General features: G+C 62.3%; 17 protein-coding genes. All 17 read left to right on the top strand.

The genetic code is table 11. The features are described 5' to 3' along the window. The first annotated feature begins 265 nt into the window (after positions 1–265). The 17 genes from ilvB (at position 266) to accD (ending at position 18,493) form a co-directional block, all read left to right on the top strand. Positions 266–1,930, top strand: a complete 1,665-nt coding sequence (gene ilvB / locus ETQ85_RS08330) for an acetolactate synthase large subunit (RefSeq protein ID WP_148578573.1) — start codon at positions 266–268, stop codon at positions 1,928–1,930. A 19-nt stretch (positions 1,931–1,949) separates the two neighbouring features. Continuing rightward, complete coding sequence (gene ilvN, locus ETQ85_RS08325) at positions 1,950–2,285, top strand: acetolactate synthase small subunit (RefSeq protein ID WP_148578572.1); 336 nt, start codon at positions 1,950–1,952, stop codon at positions 2,283–2,285. 102 nt (positions 2,286–2,387) lie between these two features. Next, positions 2,388–3,527, top strand: coding sequence for a chorismate synthase (gene aroC, locus ETQ85_RS08320; RefSeq protein WP_148578571.1), 1,140 nt, complete (start codon positions 2,388–2,390; stop codon positions 3,525–3,527). Between the two features lie 86 nt (positions 3,528–3,613). Next, the gene (locus tag ETQ85_RS08315) at positions 3,614–3,856 is read left to right on the top strand and encodes an HP1242/YdcH family protein (protein ID WP_148578570.1); all 243 of its coding nucleotides are present in this window, start codon (positions 3,614–3,616) and stop codon (positions 3,854–3,856) included. A gap of 84 nt (positions 3,857–3,940) precedes the next feature. After that, positions 3,941–5,092 (top strand): MFS transporter, encoded by a 1,152-nt coding sequence (locus ETQ85_RS08310; protein WP_148578569.1) that lies wholly within the window; start codon positions 3,941–3,943, stop codon positions 5,090–5,092. A gap of 29 nt (positions 5,093–5,121) precedes the next feature. Beyond that, positions 5,122–5,964, top strand: coding sequence for a M48 family metallopeptidase (locus ETQ85_RS08305; protein WP_148578568.1), 843 nt, complete (start codon positions 5,122–5,124; stop codon positions 5,962–5,964). Positions 5,965–6,005: 41 nt separating this feature from the next. After that, on the top strand, positions 6,006–7,415 hold the full coding sequence (leuC, locus tag ETQ85_RS08300; RefSeq protein ID WP_148578567.1) for a 3-isopropylmalate dehydratase large subunit: 1,410 nt from the start codon (positions 6,006–6,008) through the stop codon (positions 7,413–7,415). A gap of 110 nt (positions 7,416–7,525) precedes the next feature. Beyond that, positions 7,526–8,164 (top strand): 3-isopropylmalate dehydratase small subunit, encoded by a 639-nt coding sequence (leuD, locus tag ETQ85_RS08295; protein WP_148578566.1) that lies wholly within the window; start codon positions 7,526–7,528, stop codon positions 8,162–8,164. Positions 8,165–8,194: 30 nt separating this feature from the next. Continuing rightward, complete coding sequence (gene leuB / locus ETQ85_RS08290; RefSeq protein ID WP_148578606.1) at positions 8,195–9,256, top strand: 3-isopropylmalate dehydrogenase; 1,062 nt, start codon at positions 8,195–8,197, stop codon at positions 9,254–9,256. 38 nt (positions 9,257–9,294) lie between these two features. Beyond that, positions 9,295–10,419 carry an aspartate-semialdehyde dehydrogenase gene (gene asd, locus ETQ85_RS08285; protein WP_148578565.1) on the top strand — a complete coding sequence of 375 codons (1,125 nt, stop codon included), beginning with the start codon at positions 9,295–9,297 and terminating at the stop codon, positions 10,417–10,419. Positions 10,420–10,554: 135 nt separating this feature from the next. After that, on the top strand, positions 10,555–13,488 hold the full coding sequence (locus ETQ85_RS08280; protein ID WP_246128691.1) for a motility hub landmark protein FimV: 2,934 nt from the start codon (positions 10,555–10,557) through the stop codon (positions 13,486–13,488). Positions 13,489–13,537: 49 nt separating this feature from the next. Further along, positions 13,538–14,134, top strand: a complete 597-nt coding sequence (locus ETQ85_RS08275) for a CbiQ family ECF transporter T component (RefSeq protein WP_148578564.1) — start codon at positions 13,538–13,540, stop codon at positions 14,132–14,134. Further along, entirely contained in the window at positions 14,131–14,925 is a 795-nt protein-coding gene (gene truA / locus ETQ85_RS08270) for a tRNA pseudouridine(38-40) synthase TruA (protein WP_148578563.1), read from the top strand. Before ETQ85_RS08275 ends, truA begins: the two co-directional genes overlap by 4 nt. 5 nt (positions 14,926–14,930) lie before the next feature. Continuing rightward, the gene (locus tag ETQ85_RS08265; RefSeq protein WP_246128689.1) at positions 14,931–15,554 is read left to right on the top strand and encodes a phosphoribosylanthranilate isomerase; all 624 of its coding nucleotides are present in this window, start codon (positions 14,931–14,933) and stop codon (positions 15,552–15,554) included. Then, on the top strand, positions 15,541–16,752 hold the full coding sequence (trpB, locus tag ETQ85_RS08260; RefSeq protein WP_148578561.1) for a tryptophan synthase subunit beta: 1,212 nt from the start codon (positions 15,541–15,543) through the stop codon (positions 16,750–16,752). Before ETQ85_RS08265 ends, trpB begins: the two co-directional genes overlap by 14 nt. Before the next feature lie 56 nt (positions 16,753–16,808). Then, positions 16,809–17,624, top strand: coding sequence for a tryptophan synthase subunit alpha (gene trpA / locus ETQ85_RS08255; RefSeq protein WP_148578560.1), 816 nt, complete (start codon positions 16,809–16,811; stop codon positions 17,622–17,624). Further along, positions 17,621–18,493 carry an acetyl-CoA carboxylase, carboxyltransferase subunit beta gene (gene accD, locus ETQ85_RS08250; RefSeq protein WP_148578559.1) on the top strand — a complete coding sequence of 291 codons (873 nt, stop codon included), beginning with the start codon at positions 17,621–17,623 and terminating at the stop codon, positions 18,491–18,493. Before trpA ends, accD begins: the two co-directional genes overlap by 4 nt. Position 18,494: the final 1 nt, after the last annotated feature.

Genomic DNA, 18,494 nt, shown 5'->3' with positions numbered 1-18,494 from the left:
ATAGGGCTTGTGTTTTGCTGCCTTTGTGAGAATAATTCGCCGCTAGTCTTGTAGATGACCCAATGATCCTTTCCACATTCGCCCTGCCTGTCGACGTAGTAGTCGTAGTACGCGTAGTTAGCGTAGGTAAGCGCGCGTCGTAAGGGTCCCAGGTAGTCGATAAAGAATTTCAGACCCCCGCCGGCGCGCAACCGGCGGGGGTTTTGTTTTTGATGCACCCCGGCCTGGCCTGCACTACGGCTCTCAAGCCCCTAGGAGAATCTCGATGATGCAAATGACTGGAGCAGACCTGATCGTGAAGCTGCTCGAACGGCAAGGAATCACCACCATCGCCGGTGTGCCCGGCGGTGCGGCCTTGCCGATGTATGACGCGCTCTCCAAGAGCGAGCAGATCCACCACGTGTTGTGCCGTCACGAACAAGGCGCCGGCTTCATCGCGCAAGGCATGGCGCGGGTTTCCGGCCGTCCGGAAGTGTGTCTGGCCTCCAGCGGTCCGGGGGCGACCAACCTGGTGACGGCCATTGCCGACGCCAAGCTGGATTCGATCCCGATGATCGCCCTGACTGGCCAGGTGCCGCTGTCGATGATCGGCACCGATGCCTTCCAGGAAGTGGACACCTACGGCCTGACCATCCCGATCACCAAGCACAACTTCCTGGTCCGTTCGGCCAAGGATCTGCTGAGCGTGGTGCCGTCGGCCTTCCGCATTGCGATGTCCGACCGGCCCGGCCCGGTGCTCATCGACGTGCCGAAGGACGTGCAGAACCAGATGGTGAGTTTCGAGGAATACCCCGACGTGGTGGTGCCCGATGCCGCACCCGTCTTCGACATCGCCGCGATTGAAGAAGCGGCCAAGATGATCGAAGCTGCCGAGCGCCCGGTGCTGTACCTCGGCGGTGGCGTGATCCACTCCGGCGCCGCGCACATGGCGGTCACGCTGGCCGAGCAGGCTTCCCTGCCGACCACCATGACGCTGATGGCCCTCGGCGCGATGCCGATGGATCATCCGCTGTCCCTGGGCATGCTCGGCATGCACGGCGCGCGCTACACCAACTACGTGCTCGAAGAGGCCGACCTGCTGATCTGCGTCGGTGCCCGTTTCGACGACCGTGCCATCGGCAAGACGGCCGAGTTCTGTCCGAACGCCAAGATCATCCACATCGACATCGACCGTTCCGAACTGCACAAGGTGAAGAACGCCAACGTGGCCATCGCCGGCGACGTCGGGCAGGTGCTCTCCGAGCTGCTGCCGCGCATCAAGCCGCAACTGCGCAAGCGCTGGCTGTCGCACGTCGAAAGCCTCAAGAGCCGCTTCCCGCTGGCCATGCCGGGTGTGGACGATCCCCGTTCGCCCTACGGCCTGATCCATGCCGTGGCCAACTGTCTGGACGACAGCGCGATCATCACCAGCGACGTCGGCCAGCACCAGATGTGGGTGGCCCAGGCCTATCCCTTCCGTCGCTCGCGCCAGTGGCTCAATTCCGGCGGTCTCGGCACCATGGGCTTTGGCTTCCCGGCCGCCATCGGCGCCGCGCTGGCTGCGCCTGACCGTACCGTGGTGTGTTTTTCGGGCGACGGCAGCCTGAAGATGAACATCCAGGAAATGGCCACCGCCGCGCAGGAAGACGTCAACGTCAAGATCGTGCTCTTCAACAACCAGTCCCTCGGTCTGGTGCATCAACAGCAGAGCATGTTCTACGGTAAGCGGATCATGGCCTCCCGTTACGAGCGTCCGACCGACTTCCTGAAGATCGCCGAAGGTTTCGGCATGCGTGCAGTCGATCTGGATCCGGCCGCCAATCCGCGCGCCGTTCTGGCCGAAGCCTTGCAGACGCGCGGCCCTTGCCTGATTCACGCGACGATCGACCCGAACGAATTCGTCTACCCGATGGTGCCGCCGGGCGCCGCCAATTCCGAGATGATCGGCTGAGCGCAGAGGAGAGAACACGATGTCCGAGCAGAACACCAACCTTTCCGAGTTCATTCCCGATGTTCCCGAGCACGCCGGTTTTCACAAGGTCGTGCTGGAACTGGGCGTGGCCAACCACCCGGGCGTGATGAGCCACATCTGTGGCCTGTTTGCCCGCCGTGCCTTCAACGTCGAAGGCATCCTCTGCATGCCGGTCGGCGGTGGCGACACCAGCCGTATCTGGCTGCTGATCTTCGAGGACGAGCGTCTCGAGAAGATGATCAAGCAGGTCGAGAAGCTGGAGGACGTGCTCTACGTCACCAAGCACGACGGCGAGCATCCGGTCTTCGGTCGCCTCGACGAGTTCTTCCAGTAATCCCGTAGCACCCGCGCCGCCGGCTTCCTGTCGGCGGCGTGCTAGACTCGGACGTCAGTCCGGTAGTCTTTTTTCCCTTTTTCACGTCTTCGCGAGTCTCCCATGTCCGGTAATACGCTCGGCACGCTTTTCTGCGTCACATCCTTTGGCGAATCCCATGGCCCTGCCATCGGTTGCGTGGTGGACGGCTGTCCGCCGGGACTGGCGATCAGCGAGGCGGATATTCAGGCCGAACTCGACCGGCGCAAGCCGGGTACGTCGCGCCACGTCACCCAGCGGCGCGAGCCCGATGCGGTGGAGATTCTTTCCGGCGTCTTTGAGGGCGTGACCACCGGAACCCCGATTGCGCTGCTGATCCGCAACCAGGATCAGCGTTCCAAGGATTACGGCAACATCGCCGAGAGCTTCCGCCCCGGTCATGCCGACTACGCTTACTGGCAAAAATACGGCATCCGCGATCATCGTGGCGGCGGCCGCTCGTCGGCGCGTGAAACCGCGGTGCGCGTGGCTGCAGGCGCCATCGCCCGCAAGTGGCTGTTCGAGCGCTATGGCATCGTGATTCGTGGTTACATGGCCCAGCTCGGTCCGGTCGAAATTCCCTTTGCCTCCTGGGATGACGTCGATGGCAACGCCTTCTTTGCACCGAACCAGTCGATAGTGCCCCAGCTGGAAAGCTACATGGACGATCTGCGCAAGTCCGGCGATTCGGTTGGCGCGCGCATCAATGTGGTCGCCACCGGCGTGCCGGTGGGCTGGGGCGAGCCGGTCTATGACCGCCTGGATGCCGATATCGCCCATGCCATGATGAGCATCAATGCGGTGAAGGGCGTGGAGATTGGCGCCGGTTTTGCCAGCGTGGCCCAGCTTGGCACCGATCACTCGGATGAAATGTCGCCGGAGGGCTTCCTGTCGAACAACGCCGGCGGCGTGCTGGGCGGGATTTCGACAGGGCAGGACGTGGTGGTGAGCATGGCGATCAAGCCGACATCCAGCACGCGCCTGGATCGCCACACGATCGACAAGGCCGGCGAGCCGGTGGTCGTCAACACCCATGGCCGCCACGACCCGTGTGTGGGCATTCGCGCCACGCCGATTGCCGAGTCCATGCTGGCCATCGTGTTGATGGATCACGCCCTGCGTCACCGGGCTCAGAACGCTTATGTGGTGTGTACGACACCTAAAATTGCAGGTTTGGCCCCGGCAGGCGTGCAATCCGTCCCCTCACCACGTTCCAAGGGTTGATTTTGGTCAACTTTTTGCCCGATGCTGCGGCGTAAAGTGGTTTCAAACAGGTTTCGGAAGCCAATTTACGACGCTGGAGGTACTGCATGGAGCAACACGATCTGAACCACGAATTCCCCGAGTATCGGGACCAGATTCACACGATGAAAATGTCCAGTGGCCGTTTTTCTCGTTTGTTCGATGAGTATCATGAGGTCAATCGTCACGTCGTTCGCGTTGAAGTGAATGCCGAACTGGCAACCGATTTTGAGCTTGAAGACCTCAAGAAGCGTCGTCTGCAGCTGAAGGATGCTTTGTACGAGCTGCTGAAGGGCGCTTCAGTCAACTGATCCCCGCAGAGCCTGGCCAGAAAAAGAGCGCTTTCCGGCGCTCTTTTTTCATTGGCAGGTCGAACGCAAACTAGAATCCCGCCGATGATTCCTTACTGGCGCCTGTCCGGCTATTACTTTTTCTACTTCGCCTTCGTCGGCGCCTTTTCTCCCTACTTCGGCCTGTATCTCGAGTCCATCGGCAGTACTGCGACGCAGATCGCCGTATTGATGTCGCTGATGTCGGTCATGCGCATGCTGGCTCCCACTCTGTGGGGCTGGCTGGCGGACCGGCTCGGTGCGCGCATTCCCATCGTGCGCCTGTCGGCGCTGCTGTCTCTGCTGGGCTTTGCAGGCTTCCTGGTGAGCGATGCCTATGCCGTGCTGTTTGCCAGCATGGCTTTCCTGGCCTTTTTCTGGAGTGCCGCGCTGCCCCTTGTGGAAACCCTGACCTTTGCCCATCTGGATGGTCAGGCAAGCCGTTATGGCAACATCCGGGTGTGGGGGTCGGTGGGCTTCGTTCTGACCGTGCTGATTCTGGGCTATGTTCTGGATGATCTGCCGATCCGCGCACTGTTGTGGATTACGCTGGCCATGCTGGCGGGCATTCTGGTTTGCGCCATGGTCATCCCCGAGGCCAGCCAGCCGCGTGTGCCGGCCATTCCGGTGGCGCTCGGCGAAATCCTGCGCCGGCCGGAGGTGAGAGCGCTGATGATGGCGTGCTTTTTCATGTCTGCCGCCCATGGTGCGTTGTACGTTTTCTATTCTCTGCATCTGGTGGCGCACGGTTACAGCAAGTCGCTGGTCGGCTGGATGTGGACCCTCGGCGTGGTGGCCGAGATTGCCGTGTTCATGGGCATGCCGCAGCTGCTGCGGACGTTTTCGCTGCGCGGCCTGCTAGTGTTCAGTCTGGTCGCTGCCATGCTGCGTTTCATGCTGATTGGCTGGGGAGCGGATTCCCTCGTCGTGCTGATCTTTGCCCAGGTGCTGCATGGGGCCACGTTTGGCTCCTATCATGCGGCTGCGGTGGCTGCCGTCAATCGCTGGTTTGGTGCGCAGCACCAGGCCCGAGGCCAGGCCTTGTACGGAAGTATTTCCTTTGGCGCGGGGGGCATGATCGGCGGGCTGTTGAGCGGCTACACTTGGGAGTGGATCGGGCCGGCGTGGACTTACACTTTCGGGTCATTGTTCGCCCTGTGCGGGTTGGTGGTATTGCTCCGAGGCTGGCCGGATCGTCCGGTGGAGCAGGCGGCGTGAGCCTTGAAACAGGAAATTTCGGGAGAAGCATGAAACTACGGTTCGAATGGTTGCGTGGAATGGCTCCGGTGGTGCTGGCAGCGGGAATGCTTACGGCCTGCCAGACCGTGAAGACGACGCAGACGGGCGCTGTCGGCATCGAGCGCCAGCAGATGATGATGGTTTCGTCTGGCGAGATGGAGAAGGCTTCGTCGCAGAGCTATCAGAAGATTCTTCAGCAGGCTGGGCAAAAGAATGCATTGAACCGGGACAAGGCTCAGGTCGACCGGGTCCGCGGAATTGCCCGCCGGCTGATACCGGCCACCGGATTCTTCCGGGCGGATGCGCCGGGCTGGAAATGGGAGGTCAATGTACTCACTTCCGACGAACTCAACGCCTGGTGCATGGCCGGTGGCAAGATCGCTTTCTACACCGGGATCATCGACAAGTTGAACCTGACCGACGACGAGATCGCTGCGATCATGGGGCACGAAATCGCCCATGCCCTGCGTGAGCACGCCCGTGAGCGCGCCTCCCACTCGATGGTGACCAACATTGGTGTGAATGTCCTGGGTGCCGCGCTGGGGGTTGGCCGGGCCGGTACCGACCTGATCGGCGGGGTCGCCAAGGTGAGTTTTGAACTGCCGAACAGCCGCGAACATGAAACGGAAGCCGATCGCATGGGCGTCGAACTGGCAGCCCGCGGCGGCTACGATCCACGGTCTGCGGTGACCTTGTGGCAGAAGATGGCCAAGGCGTCCAGCGGGGCACCGCCCCAGTGGCTTTCGACCCATCCGTCGAACGAGACCCGCCAGCAGGATCTGGCCCAGTACGCGGCCCGCGTGATGCCCCTTTACGAGCAAGCTACTCAGCGCGTAAAGCCTGTGAAATAATTAAAGTTTTCCCCCGTCCAACTCAGAGTTTTCTTTCGCCCATGCAAGCGCAAACGCTTTACGAAAAACTGTGGTCGAGCCACGTGGTGCACGTCGAGGATGACGGTACCGCGCTGATTTACATCGATCGTCACCTGGTTCACGAAGTCACCAGCCCGCAGGCTTTCGAAGGTCTGAAACTGGCCGGCCGCAAGCTGTGGCGCGTGGATTCCATTGTGGCGACGGCAGACCACAACACGCCTACCGATCATTGGGAGAAGGGCATTCTCGATCCGGTCTCCCGTCAGCAGGTGGAAACCCTCGACAGCAACATCCGCGAATCCGGCGCGCTCGCCTACTTTCCGTTCAAGGATGACCGGCAGGGCATCGTGCACGTGATCGGGCCTGAAAACGGCGCGACGCTGCCGGGCATGACCGTTGTCTGCGGCGACTCCCACACGTCCACGCACGGCGCTTTCGCCTGTCTGGCCCATGGTATCGGGACGTCGGAAGTCGAACACGTGATGGCGACCCAGTGCCTGCTGCAGAAGAAGTCGAAGACCATGCTGATCCGCGTCGAAGGCCGGCTTGGTGCCGGCGTGACGGCGAAGGACGTGGTGCTGGCCATCATCGGCCGCATCGGTACGGCCGGCGGTACCGGCTACGCCATCGAGTTCGGCGGCAGCGCGATCCGTAGCCTGTCCCTGGAAGGTCGCATGACCATCTGCAACATGGCCATCGAAGCTGGCGCCCGTGCTGGCCTGGTCGCGGTGGACGACAAGACCATCGATTACCTCAAGGACCGTCCGTTCTCGCCGCACGGCGACAACTGGGAGCGGGCCGTCGCCTACTGGCGCACCCTGCACTCGGACGAGGGCGCGAACTTCGACGCCATCGTCGATCTGGATGCCGCCGCGATTCAGCCGCAGGTCACCTGGGGTACTTCCCCTGAAATGGTGGCCGCCATTGACGGCATCGTGCCGGACCCGGCCCTCGAGAAGGATCCGGTCAAGCGCGAGGGCATGGAGCGTGCATTGCAGTACATGGGCCTGACCCCGTGTACGCCCATCAAGAATATTGCCGTCGACGTGGTTTTCATCGGCTCGTGCACCAATTCGCGGATCGAGGACTTGCGCGCTGCAGCGGTGGTTGCCCGTGGTCGCCGCAAGGCTGACAACGTCAAACAGGTGCTGGTGGTACCGGGTTCCGGGCTGGTCAAGCGCCAGGCCGAAGCCGAGGGGCTCGACAAGATCTTCGTCGCCGCCGGCTTCGAGTGGCGCGAGCCGGGCTGTTCCATGTGCCTGGCCATGAATGCCGACCGGCTGGAGCCGGGCGAGCGTTGTGCGTCGACCTCGAACCGCAACTTCGAGGGCCGTCAGGGCGCCGGTGGTCGTACTCACCTGGTGAGTCCGGCGATGGCCGCAGCGGCAGCGATTGCCGGCCATTTCGCCGATGTGCGCGATCTGGCCTGATTCCGAGAGGAGCGACAATTGCGTAAATTAACAGCGTTGATTGGCGTGTTCGCCGTCGGCAAGGATAGTGAAAAGGGTGGCGAAGCCATCCAGAAGGCGGTCAAGCAAGCATGAAGCCCTTTACCAGACTCGACGGACTCGTGGCGCCGATGGACCGCGCCAACGTGGATACCGACGCGATCATTCCGAAGCAGTTCCTCAAGTCGATCAAGCGCAGTGGCTTCGGCCCCAACCTGTTCGACGAGTGGCGCTACCTGGACATCGGCCAGCCCGGCGTGGACAACACCGGCCGGCCGCAGAATCCCGACTTCGTCCTCAACCAGCCCCGTTACCAGGGCGCCCAGATCCTGCTGACCCGCGACAACTTCGGGTGCGGCAGCTCCCGTGAGCATGCTCCGTGGGCGCTGGAGGATTTCGGCTTTCGCGTCATCATCGGGCCGAGCTTTGCCGACATCTTCTTCAACAACTGCTTCAAGAACGGCCTGCTGCCGATCAAGTTGCCGGCGGCTGAAGTGGATGAGCTGTTCGCCCAGTGCTTCAATGCGACCGGTTACCGTCTCAACGTGGACCTGCAAGCCCGGACGATTACCCGGCCGGATGGCAAGGTGATCTCGTTTGACGTGGATGCCTTCCGCCGTGAATGCCTGCTCAACGGCTGGGACGACATCGGACTGACCCTGCGTCATGCCGACAAGATCCGCGAGTTCGAAGCCCGCCGCCGCATCGACCAGCCCTGGCTGTTCGCCTGATTGACTTCAACGAATCAATAGACAATGACGATGAAGATTTGTGTTCTGCCGGGTGACGGCATCGGTCCCGAAATTACCGAGCAGGCCCTGCGCGTGCTCGAAGCCCTGCGTGGCGATGGGCTGGACTTTACGGTCGAGAAGGGCCTCATCGGCGGTTGTGCCGTGGATGCCACCGGCTCTCCCTATCCGGATGCGACCGCCAAGCTGGCCCAGGAAGCCGATGCCATCCTGCTGGGTGCCGTTGGCGGCCCGCAGTGGGACACGCTGCCCCGCGAACAGCGCCCCGAGCGCGGCCTGCTGGCCATCCGCAAGCAGCTCAACCTGTTCGCCAACCTGCGTCCGGCGATTCTCTACCCCGAGCTGGCCAACGCGTCCACGCTCAAACCAGAAGTCGTGGCCGGGCTGGACATCCTGATCGTGCGCGAGCTGACCGGCGACATCTACTTCGGTCAGCCCCGCGGCATCCGTGAAGAAAACGGCGAGCGCGTCGGTTTCAACACCATGGTGTATTCCGAATCCGAGATTCGCCGCATCGGCAAGGTGGCCTTCGAGGCGGCTCGCAAGCGCGGCAAGAAGCTCTGCTCGGTGGACAAGATGAACGTGCTGGAATGCACCCAGCTGTGGCGCGACGTGATGATCGAGCTGTCGGCCGATTACCCTGACGTGGAGCTGTCCCACATGCTGGTGGATAACGCCGCCATGCAGTTGGTGCGGGCGCCCAAGCAGTTCGACGTGATGGTCACCGGCAACATGTTCGGCGACATCCTGTCCGACGAAGCCTCCATGCTTACCGGTTCCATCGGCATGCTGCCGTCGGCTTCACTGGATGCCAACAACAAGGGCCTCTACGAGCCCAGCCACGGCTCCGCGCCGGACATCGCCGGCAAGGGCGTCGCCAATCCGCTGGCAACCATTCTTTCCGTTGCGATGATGCTGCGCTATACCTTCAATCTCGAGGCGCCGGCTGCGCGCATCGAGATGGCCGTGAAGAAGGTTCTGGCTGCCGGCTACCGCACGGGCGACATCTATGAAGCGGGCACCCGTCGCGTGGGCACCAAGGAAATGGGCGACGCGGTTATCGCGGCGCTGTAAAAATTCAAAAAACAAATCAAGTCTGATCGGGGATCAATATGAAAAGAGTGGGTCTGGTTGGCTGGCGTGGCATGGTGGGTTCCGTCCTCATGCAGCGCATGCGGGAAGAAAATGATTTTGCCCTGATCGAGCCGGTGTTCTTCACCACCTCCAATGCGGGTGGCAAGGCGCCGAATTTCGGCAAGGAAGCGCCCGCACTGAAGGACGCGAAGGACATCGAAGAGTTGAAGTCGATGGATATCGTCATCACCTGTCAAGGTGGCGATTACACCAACGAGGTGTACCCGAAGCTGCGCGCTGCAGGCTGGAACGGTCACTGGATCGATGCTGCATCCTCGCTGCGTATGGAGCCCCAGGCAGTCATCATCCTCGATCCGGTCAACATGAACGTGATCAAGGATGCGCTCGCCAAGGGCGGTCGTGACTGGGTGGGCGGCAACTGTACCGTGTCCCTGATGCTGATGGCCCTTGGTGGCCTGTTCCAGCGTGATCTGGTGGAGTGGGCTACGTCCATGACCTACCAGGCTGCTTCCGGCGCCGGCGCCCAGAACATGCGCGAACTCATCTCCCAGATGGGCGAGCTGAACCGTTCCGTCAAGGAGTTGCTCGACGATCCCGCTTCGGCGATCCTCGACATCGACCGCGAAGTTGCCGGCACCATGCGTGACGATGCGTTCCCGGCGTCCAACTTCGGTGTACCGCTGGCCGGTTCGCTGATTCCCTGGATCGACAAGGATCTGGGCAACGGCCAATCCAAGGAAGAGTGGAAGGGCGGTGTCGAGACCAACAAGATCCTTGGCCGTGGCGAAGGTTTTGGTTCGCCGGCGGTGCCCATCGATGGTCTGTGCGTGCGCATCGGTGCGATGCGTTGCCACAGCCAGGCGCTGACCCTGAAGCTGAAGAAGGACATCCCGATCGACGAAATCGAAGCCATGCTGGCCAGCGCCAACGACTGGGTCAAGGTTGTTCCGAACCAGCGTGACATCACCATGCGCGACCTGACGCCGACCGCCGTGACCGGTACCTTGACGGTTCCGGTAGGGCGTTTGCGCAAGCTGGCGATGGGCGGCGAGTACCTCTCCGCCTTCACCGTCGGCGATCAACTGCTGTGGGGCGCGGCCGAGCCGTTGCGACGCATGCTGCGGGTCCTCCTCGAGGATTGATCTGAAAAGGGCGGCTCAGGCCGCCTTTTTTCATTTTCGGATGGCATGAGAGCAAGTTGAAACATGGCTTGAACTTGCCTCTCCAAACCCATGATGTTATGTTCATCGACAACTCGATTTCGATGATCAGCCTTCGTGCATAAGAACCTCGTGAATAGTCGACTCAAACGCACCCTGCTCGCAGCATCCATCAGCGCACTCTCTCTGAGTGCCAGCGCTGCGGGCTTGGGACGCATTACCGTGCTGAGCGGTCTCGGCCAGCCCTTGCGCGCCGAGGTGGAAATCGCCGCTGCCCCCGAAGAACTCCAGAACATGACCGCGCGTCTTGCGTCGGCAGAGGCATTCCGGCAGGCGGGTATCGATTACGCCCCGTCGGTCAGCGGCCTGCGTATGTCGATCGAGCGGCGAGGAGGCGGCGCCGTCGTGAAGGTCAGCAGTGACAGACCAATCAACGAGCCCTTCGTCGATATGCTGGTTGAACTCAACTGGTCATCCGGGCGGCTGATTCGCGAATACACTTTCCTGCTCGATCCGCCGGATACCGGTTCTGGTCGATATGCCGCACCGGTGGCGGCTCCTGAAGTCCGTCAGGACTCCTATGGGCGCAGGGCGGAGGCGCCGCAGGCACGACGTCCTGCTGCTGCACGCGTGGCACGACCGGCGTCGGCGACAGGGGCAGGGCGTACCTACATGGTTCAGCCCGGCGACACCCTGAATCGGATTGCCGCAGAGAACCGCCCAGAAGGCGTGTCGATGGAGCAAATGCTGTCGGCCCTGTTCCAGGGGAACCGTTCCGCTTTTGATGCCGAAAACGTCAATCGCCTGCAGGCCGGCAAGATATTGCGCATTCCCGACGCCGATGCGGTACGTCAGTTGGCCGGCGAGGGTGGGCGTCAGCAGGTGCTTGCCCATTCTGCCGACTTTGGACGCTACCGTCAGAAGCTTGCTGAGCAGGCCGCCGCAGCTCCGGCAAAGGAAGCGCCGGTTCGCCAGGGAAGTGGCGGGAAAATCGGTGCCAAGGTTGAAGACCGGGCTCCGGTAACGGCTGGCGCCACCGATCAGCTAAAGGTTTCCAAGAGTGATGATGGCTTGCGGGCTGGCGGCGCGGGTGGAGAGAAGTCCGTTGCCCGTCTGCAGGCTCTTGAGGAAGACCTCGTCTCCCGGGACAAGGCGCTCAAGGAGGCCAACACTCGCCTGGCTGACCTGGAGAAGAGCATCAAGGAGCTTCAGCGCCTGGTGGAACTGAAGAGCCAGGGCATGACCCAGGCGCAGTCCGAGGCTCAAGCCAAGCCAGCCGCTCTGCCGCCTGCCGTTCCCGAGGCCGTGCCGGCCGCTCCTGTGGTGACGGAGAAGCCGGAAGTACCGAAGGAGCCCGAGCCTGTCGCCGAAGTGAAGCCGCCGCCTCCGCCGGTTGCACCTGAGCCTGCGCCAGCACCCCCGCCGGTTCCGTCCGCGCCGGCTGAAGCCCAGATTTCCCCTTCGGAGGACATGCCCCTGCTACTGGGTGGTGGTGGCATCCTTGCGTTGCTGCTCGGCTGGGGGGGCTACAAGCTGTACCAGCGTCGCTCCGGTCAGGGTGCTCCGACCACGACACCTGCCTTGTCCGAGTTTGGCGACGGTTCGAACTCCGTTTTTGGCAGTGCGGGTGGCCAGAGCGTCGACACCAGCAACAGCAGTCAGATTCAGACTGATTTCAGCCAGTCGGGTTTGTCTTCGATCGACACCGACGAAGGCGTCGACCCTGTAGCAGAGGCCGATGTCTACATGGCCTACGGCCGCGATGCGCAAGCTGAAGAGATTCTTCTCGACGCACTCAAGACCGATCCAGGCCGGACCGGCGTGCACCTGAAACTGCTCGAGATTTATGCGCAGCGAAAGAACATCAAGCAGTTCGAAACCACCGCAACCGAGCTCTACTCCCTCACAGGTGGCAATGGTCAGGACTGGGAGAAGGCCGCGGCTCTTGGGCGCAAGGTCGATCCTGACAGTCCGCTGTACCGGATTCCTGCGCCGGGCACTTCGCCGGCGGAGGCGGTCAAGCCCGCTGCTGCGGTAATCGGGCCGCAGACGGTTACGGGCGGGGCTGCCGCTGCGACGGGCTTTGTCCAGGCAGGCGATTTGCGTCCCAAGGCGCCTGACTTCACACGGGCAAACGAACTGATGCCCATGGGAGGCGATGACCCGCTGGAGTCCCCGTCCCAACTGAAGGACACCTGGGCACTGCCGGGCGAGCTTAATCAGTACGCGAGTCTCGAGGACATTGAACGCGCTGCCTCGCCTGCGGCTCCGACGGCTGTGTCGCCGAGCATTCCTGACACGTCGGTGCTGGATTTCGATCTCGACCTCACCTCCGATGCCAGTCATGGTTCGGCCAGTGCAGGAACCGTTCAGGGTGGCGCACAGTCGGGCATGGGAGCACTGGACTTCGATCTGGGCTTCGATCAGCCTTCCGCTCCTCCTGCCATGGGCGCAACACTGGTGGCGGGCGACGTGCTGTTCAGCAGCCTTGAGGCAACTTCGACCCGCCCGCAGCGACTGACTGACGATTTCAATCTTCCTGATCCCAGTGACCTCGATTTTGAAGTCAGCTCCGAGTTTGGTGAGCGTCAGGCCGAGCCGGCCCTGGCTCCCACCGTGGATGTTGATCTCACTGCCACCCTGGCTGACGAGGGGCTGCGTTTGCCGCTCGATACCGCTACCGTCGATCTCGAGCGGACAAGTTTTGACAGCAGTCTTCTCGACTTTGATTTCGAGCTTGACGAGAAGGCCGATGAGAAGATTGTGGCGCCCCGCCCATTTGTACCTCCTCCCATCAATCTGAGTGACATCGATCTGGATCTCAAGAAGCCTGGAAGCTCGGCCCTCGAGTTGCCGGATGCGGGGCCCCCCACCGAGCCCCCGCTGGATCTGGATCTGCAGCAGGAGGTTGCGACCAAGCTGGAGCTTGCTCGCGCCTATGAAGAGATGGGTGACAAGGATGGCGCACGGGAGCTGGTCGAGGAAGTGTTGCGTGAAGGTTCCGGTCGTCAGAAAGACGATGCGCGTGCCATTCTCGCCCGTCTTTCCTGATTGAGCGCCATGCGTCTGTCGACCGTCGCCTGACGCACTGGCTGGTCTGATGCACCCGGCGACGCGCTTGGTTGCGTGGGCGGCAGTGGTGGTTTTTGTGCAACTGGCCCGAGGTCCCATTCTGTGGGGCCTCGGGTTTGTCGTTATGGCCGCCTCCGCTTTGCTGGCCCGGCGGCGTGCCTGGCGACTGGTTCGCCGGATTCGCGTTCTTCTGCTGGTTCTGCTGATTTTATTTGCATTTTTTACGCCCGGCGAAGCGCTTTTGCCTTTTCTGGGGGGCGTCAGTCCAACGCGGGAAGGGGGCGTGTTGGCCGTTCTTCATTGCACTCAGCTCCTCGTCGTTGTTCTGTTGGTGGCACTGCTGCTGGAACTCACCGACGAAAGATCCCTGGTGTCTGGCTTGATGTCTCTTGCGCGTCCCTTTGCGGTGACAGGCTTGTCTGTCGAGCGGATGGCGGTGCGCATGCTGCTTGTCTTCCGCTATGTGGAGGCGCCGCCGCCGGGGGGCTGGCGTGCGCTGCTGGTCGGTCCGGACGACGACGAGTCGTCGGGCGCCCTGAGCGTTGTCTTTGTGCCGCTGCGCTGGTGGGATGTGCTCGCCGCCTGCGGTTTTCTGGTTCTGATGGTGTTGGGGGCGGTTTTGTGAGAGTGGCAATTGGTGTCGAGTATGCCGGTAATGCATTCGATGGCTGGCAGACCCAGCCTGGGGGGAAGACGGTTCAGGACGCGCTGGAGCGTGCCCTCGCCGTCATTGCCCAGGCGCCGACCAAGCTGGTGTGTGCCGGGCGTACCGATGCCGGTGTACATGCGACCACACAGGTGGCGCATTTCGATACCGTGGCCAACCGTCCGCTGGAGGCCTGGGTGCGTGGCGTTAACAGTCACCTGCCGGACAGCGTGGGGGTGTTGTGGGCGGTGGAGGCGGATGAGGCGTTTCACGCCCGTTTCAGTGCCGAGTCACGACACTACCGGTATGTGCTCCTCAATCGGCGGGTGCGACCCGCCTTGATGGACGGGCGGGTGGGCTGGATCCACGGATCTCTGGATCACGAGGCCATGGCGCGGGCTGCGGAATGCCTGTTGGGCGAGCATGATTTCACCTCGTTCCGGGCTGCGGCCTGTCAGGCCAAGTCACCGGTTCGTTTCATGCACGCCTTGCGAGTCCACCGGCAGGGCGATGTTGTGCTCTTCGATTTTCACGCCAACGCTTTTCTTCACCACATGATCCGCAATCTGGTCGGGGCGCTGGTGTATGTGGGCATCGGGCGGCGTCCGGTCGAATGGATGGCCGAGGTCCTGGCGGTCCGGAATCGCACCCTCGCGGCACCGACTTTTGCGCCGGATGGCCTCTATCTGTGTGGCGTCGAGTATCCGCAGCGTTGGCCGCTGCCCGGCGGGGGGCGTATCATCGCGCCTCCGCAACTTCTCCTTTCGTGACTTTCGTGCATCGCACCCGTATCAAGATTTGCGGCCTGACCCGCGAGGAGGATGTTCGGGCGGCCGTCGACGCTGGCGCCGACGCCATCGGATTCGTCTTCTATCCGCCGAGCCCCCGTTTCGTGAGTTTCGCGCGTGCGGCAGAGCTGGCGCGCCTGATTCCGCCTTTTGTGAGCACGGTGGGGCTGTTCGTCAACCCCGAGCGCAGCTATGTGGAAGCGGCGCTGGCTGCCGTGCCGCTGCAAGTATTGCAGTTTCACGGTGACGAGTCCGGAACCGACTGTCTGGGTTACGGTCTGCCCTTCATCAAGGCGGCACGAATGCGGCCGGGTCTTGATCTGTTAAAATACGCGGCTTCCTTCCCGGGCGCCCAGGGTTTGCTTCTGGACGCTTTCGTTGAAGGCTATGGCGGTGGTGGTGAAACCTTCGACTGGTCGCTCATTCCGTCCCGATTGCCCTTGCCCCTGATTCTGTCCGGCGGCTTGCATGCCGGCAATGTGGCCGAGGCTGTCCGGTGCGTTCAGCCCTGGGCTGTGGACGTATCGAGTGGCGTGGAGTCGGCGAAGGGAATCAAGGATGCCGCCCGAATCACCGAATTTGTTGCCGGAGTCCGACATGCACATGGCTGATGCCCCTTACGCTCTACCCGACGCACACGGCCATTTTGGTCCCTATGGTGGCGTTTTCGTCGCGGAGACCCTGATCCCGGCCCTGACCGAACTTCGGTTGGCCTATGAAGAAGCGCAGAGCGATCCGGCCTTCGTTGCCGAGTTCGAATACGAGCTCAAGCACTACGTCGGTCGTCCCAGCCCGATCTACCATGCCAAGCGCTGGTCCGGATTGCTGGGTGGCGCACAGATCTATCTGAAACGGGAAGATCTCAATCACACCGGCGCCCACAAGATCAACAACTCCATCGGTCAGGCCATGCTTGCCCGCCGGATGGGCAAGCCGCGGGTGATCGCCGAAACCGGTGCCGGGCAGCACGGCGTGGCGACGGCGACCGTCGCCGCCCGTTACGGCATGGAGTGCGTCGTCTACATGGGCTCGGAAGATATCCGGCGCCAGGCCGCCAACGTTTATCGGATGAAACTGCTGGGTGCCACCGTGGTGCCGGTGGAGAGCGGTTCCAAGACCCTCAAGGACGCGCTCAACGAAGCGATGCGCGACTGGGTTACCAATATCGGCAACACCTTTTACATCATCGGCACGGTGGCGGGGCCGCACCCCTACCCGATGATGGTGCGTGACTTTCAGGCTGTGATCGGCAAGGAGTGCATCGAGCAGATGCCCGACATGGCCGGTCGGCAGCCCGATTACGTCATTGCCTGTGTCGGCGGCGGCTCCAACGCGATGGGGATTTTCCATCCGTACATCGAACACAAGCAGGTGCGCCTGATCGGTGTCGAGGCAGCGGGAAGCGGCATCGAAACCGGCCATCATGCCGCTTCGCTGACCGCTGGTCGTCCGGGTGTGCTGCACGGTAACCGCACTTACCTGCTGCAGAACGAAGACGGCCAGATCATCGAAACCCACTCGATTTCCGCCGGCCTGGATTATCCCGGCGTGGGCCCCGAGCATGCCTGGCTGAAGGACATCAACCGTGCGGAGTACGTCGGGATCACCGATGCCGAAGCACTGCAGGCCTTCCACGACCTGTGCCGTTTCGAGGGCATCATTCCGGCCCTCGAGTCGTCTCACGCCCTTGCCTACGCCGCCAAGCTGGCCCCGACCCTGTCCAGTGACAAGGTCCTGCTGGTCAATCTTTCCGGCCGCGGTGACAAGGATATGCATACCGTCGCCGAGAAGTCCGGCATCCAGTTCTGATTTTCACGGCCTTGCCGGGATTTCCCGGCAAGGCCGTCGACCATTCATACCAATCCATGTCCAGAATTCAAGAAACCTTCAAGCGGTTGGCGAGCGAAGGGCGCAAGGCGCTCATTCCTTTCATCACCGCCGGTGATCCTGCCCCCGAAATGACCTTGCCGCTGATGCAGGCGCTGGTGGCGGGCGGCGCTGACATCATTGAACTTGGCGTGCCTTTCTCGGATCCGATGGCCGATGGCCCGACGATCCAGCGTGCCTCCGAGCGAGCCCTGGCCGCCGGCATGAGCATGCGCAAGGTGCTGGATATCGTGCGCAGCTTTCGCGCCAGTGGCGATCAGACGCCGGTCGTGCTGATGGGCTACGCCAATCCGATCGAGGCGATGGGGGCCGAGCCTTTTACCCGTGCAGCGGCTGAAGCCGGTGTCGACGGTGTGCTGGTGGTCGATTACCCGCCGGAAGAGTGTCGCGGCTTTGCGCAAACCTGCCGGGCTGCCGGTCTCGATCCGGTCTTCCTGCTGGCGCCGACATCTACCGAGCAGCGTTACGACGATGTGGCTGCCGTGGGCAGCGGATACATCTACTACGTGTCGCTGAAGGGGGTGACCGGGTCGGCAACGCTTGATCTGGACGAAGTCGCGCAACGCATTCCGTTGATTCGCGAGAAGGTCGGCATGCCGGTTGGTGTTGGTTTCGGCATTCGCGACGGCGCCACCGCCGCCCGGATCGCCTGCCTGGCGGACGCGGTGGTGATCGGCAGCCGGATCATCGAGGAAATCGAACAAAGTAGCCGCGAGGACGCGCCCGCCAAGGTCACGGCCTTCCTGCGCGGCATTCGCGAAGCAATGGACAATGCCGGAGCGCCCCAAGCATGAGCTGGCTCAAGAAGCTGCTGCCGCCAAAGATCAAGCGCGATGTACCGTCGGCCCGGAAATCGATTCCGGAAGGCTTGTGGAGCAAGTGCCCGGCCTGTGAAGCGGTGCTGTATCGCTCGGACCTGGAAAGCAACCTGAATGTTTGCCCCAAGTGCGGCCATCATCAGCGCATCCGGGCCCGCCAGCGCATCGACTTCCTGCTCGATCCGGAAGGCCGCTTCGAGATCGGCGCCGAAGTGGTCCCGGTTGATCCGTTGAAGTTCAAGGACTCCAAGCGTTACTCCGATCGTCTGGCCGCAGCCAATGAAGATACCGGTGAAGCCGACGCGATGGTGGTTGTGCAGGGGGCGATCAAGACCGTACCGGTGATCGTTGCCTGCTTCGAGTTCGAGTTTCTTGGCGGATCAATGGGTTCGGTGGTTGGCGAGCGCTTCGTGCGCGGCGTCAAGGCTGCCCTTGAGCAGCGCCTGCCGTTTATCTGCGTCACCGCCACCGGCGGCGCGCGGATGCAGGAAGGCCTGTTTTCACTGATGCAGATGGCCAAGACCACGGCGGCGATCACCCGCCTGGCCGAGCGCAAGCTGCCCTTCATCACGCTGCTCACCGACCCGACCATGGGCGGTGTGTCCGCCAGTTTTGCCTTCATGGGCGATCTGGTCATTGGCGAACCGGGCGCGCTGATCGGTTTTGCCGGCCCCCGGGTCATCGAACAAACTGTCCGCGAGACTCTGCCGGCCGGCTTCCAGCGTTCCGAGTTCCTCCTTGAGAAGGGCGCGCTCGACATGATTGTCGATCGTCGCGAACTGCGTGACCGGCTGTCCGAACTCATCACTCTCCTGACCCGTCAGGCTTCGGTCCGTAGCGCCTGAA

Origin of the sequence: Zoogloea oleivorans, assembly GCF_008107625.1 — a bacterium.
In the GTDB taxonomy this organism is placed as follows: domain Bacteria; phylum Pseudomonadota; class Gammaproteobacteria; order Burkholderiales; family Rhodocyclaceae; genus Zoogloea; species Zoogloea oleivorans.
Note: the sequence above shows the minus strand (reverse complement) of the source record. Positions and strands in the feature narration are given on the sequence as shown.

Excerpts from the sequence above, each read along its gene's own strand:
- ilvB (WP_148578573.1), top strand. The coding sequence starts at position 266 with ATGATGCAAATGACTGGAGCAGACCTGATCGTGAAGCTGCTCGAACGG.
- ilvN (WP_148578572.1), top strand. The coding sequence starts at position 1,950 with ATGTCCGAGCAGAACACCAACCTTTCCGAGTTCATTCCCGATGTTCCC.
- aroC (WP_148578571.1), top strand. The coding sequence starts at position 2,388 with ATGTCCGGTAATACGCTCGGCACGCTTTTCTGCGTCACATCCTTTGGC.
- ETQ85_RS08315 (WP_148578570.1), top strand. The coding sequence starts at position 3,614 with ATGGAGCAACACGATCTGAACCACGAATTCCCCGAGTATCGGGACCAG.
- ETQ85_RS08310 (WP_148578569.1), top strand. The coding sequence starts at position 3,941 with ATGATTCCTTACTGGCGCCTGTCCGGCTATTACTTTTTCTACTTCGCC.
- ETQ85_RS08305 (WP_148578568.1), top strand. The coding sequence starts at position 5,122 with ATGAAACTACGGTTCGAATGGTTGCGTGGAATGGCTCCGGTGGTGCTG.
- leuC (WP_148578567.1), top strand. The coding sequence starts at position 6,006 with ATGCAAGCGCAAACGCTTTACGAAAAACTGTGGTCGAGCCACGTGGTG.
- leuD (WP_148578566.1), top strand. The coding sequence starts at position 7,526 with ATGAAGCCCTTTACCAGACTCGACGGACTCGTGGCGCCGATGGACCGC.
- leuB (WP_148578606.1), top strand. The coding sequence starts at position 8,195 with ATGAAGATTTGTGTTCTGCCGGGTGACGGCATCGGTCCCGAAATTACC.
- asd (WP_148578565.1), top strand. The coding sequence starts at position 9,295 with ATGAAAAGAGTGGGTCTGGTTGGCTGGCGTGGCATGGTGGGTTCCGTC.
- ETQ85_RS08275 (WP_148578564.1), top strand. The coding sequence starts at position 13,538 with ATGCACCCGGCGACGCGCTTGGTTGCGTGGGCGGCAGTGGTGGTTTTT.
- trpB (WP_148578561.1), top strand. The coding sequence starts at position 15,541 with ATGCACATGGCTGATGCCCCTTACGCTCTACCCGACGCACACGGCCAT.
- trpA (WP_148578560.1), top strand. The coding sequence starts at position 16,809 with ATGTCCAGAATTCAAGAAACCTTCAAGCGGTTGGCGAGCGAAGGGCGC.
- accD (WP_148578559.1), top strand. The coding sequence starts at position 17,621 with ATGAGCTGGCTCAAGAAGCTGCTGCCGCCAAAGATCAAGCGCGATGTA.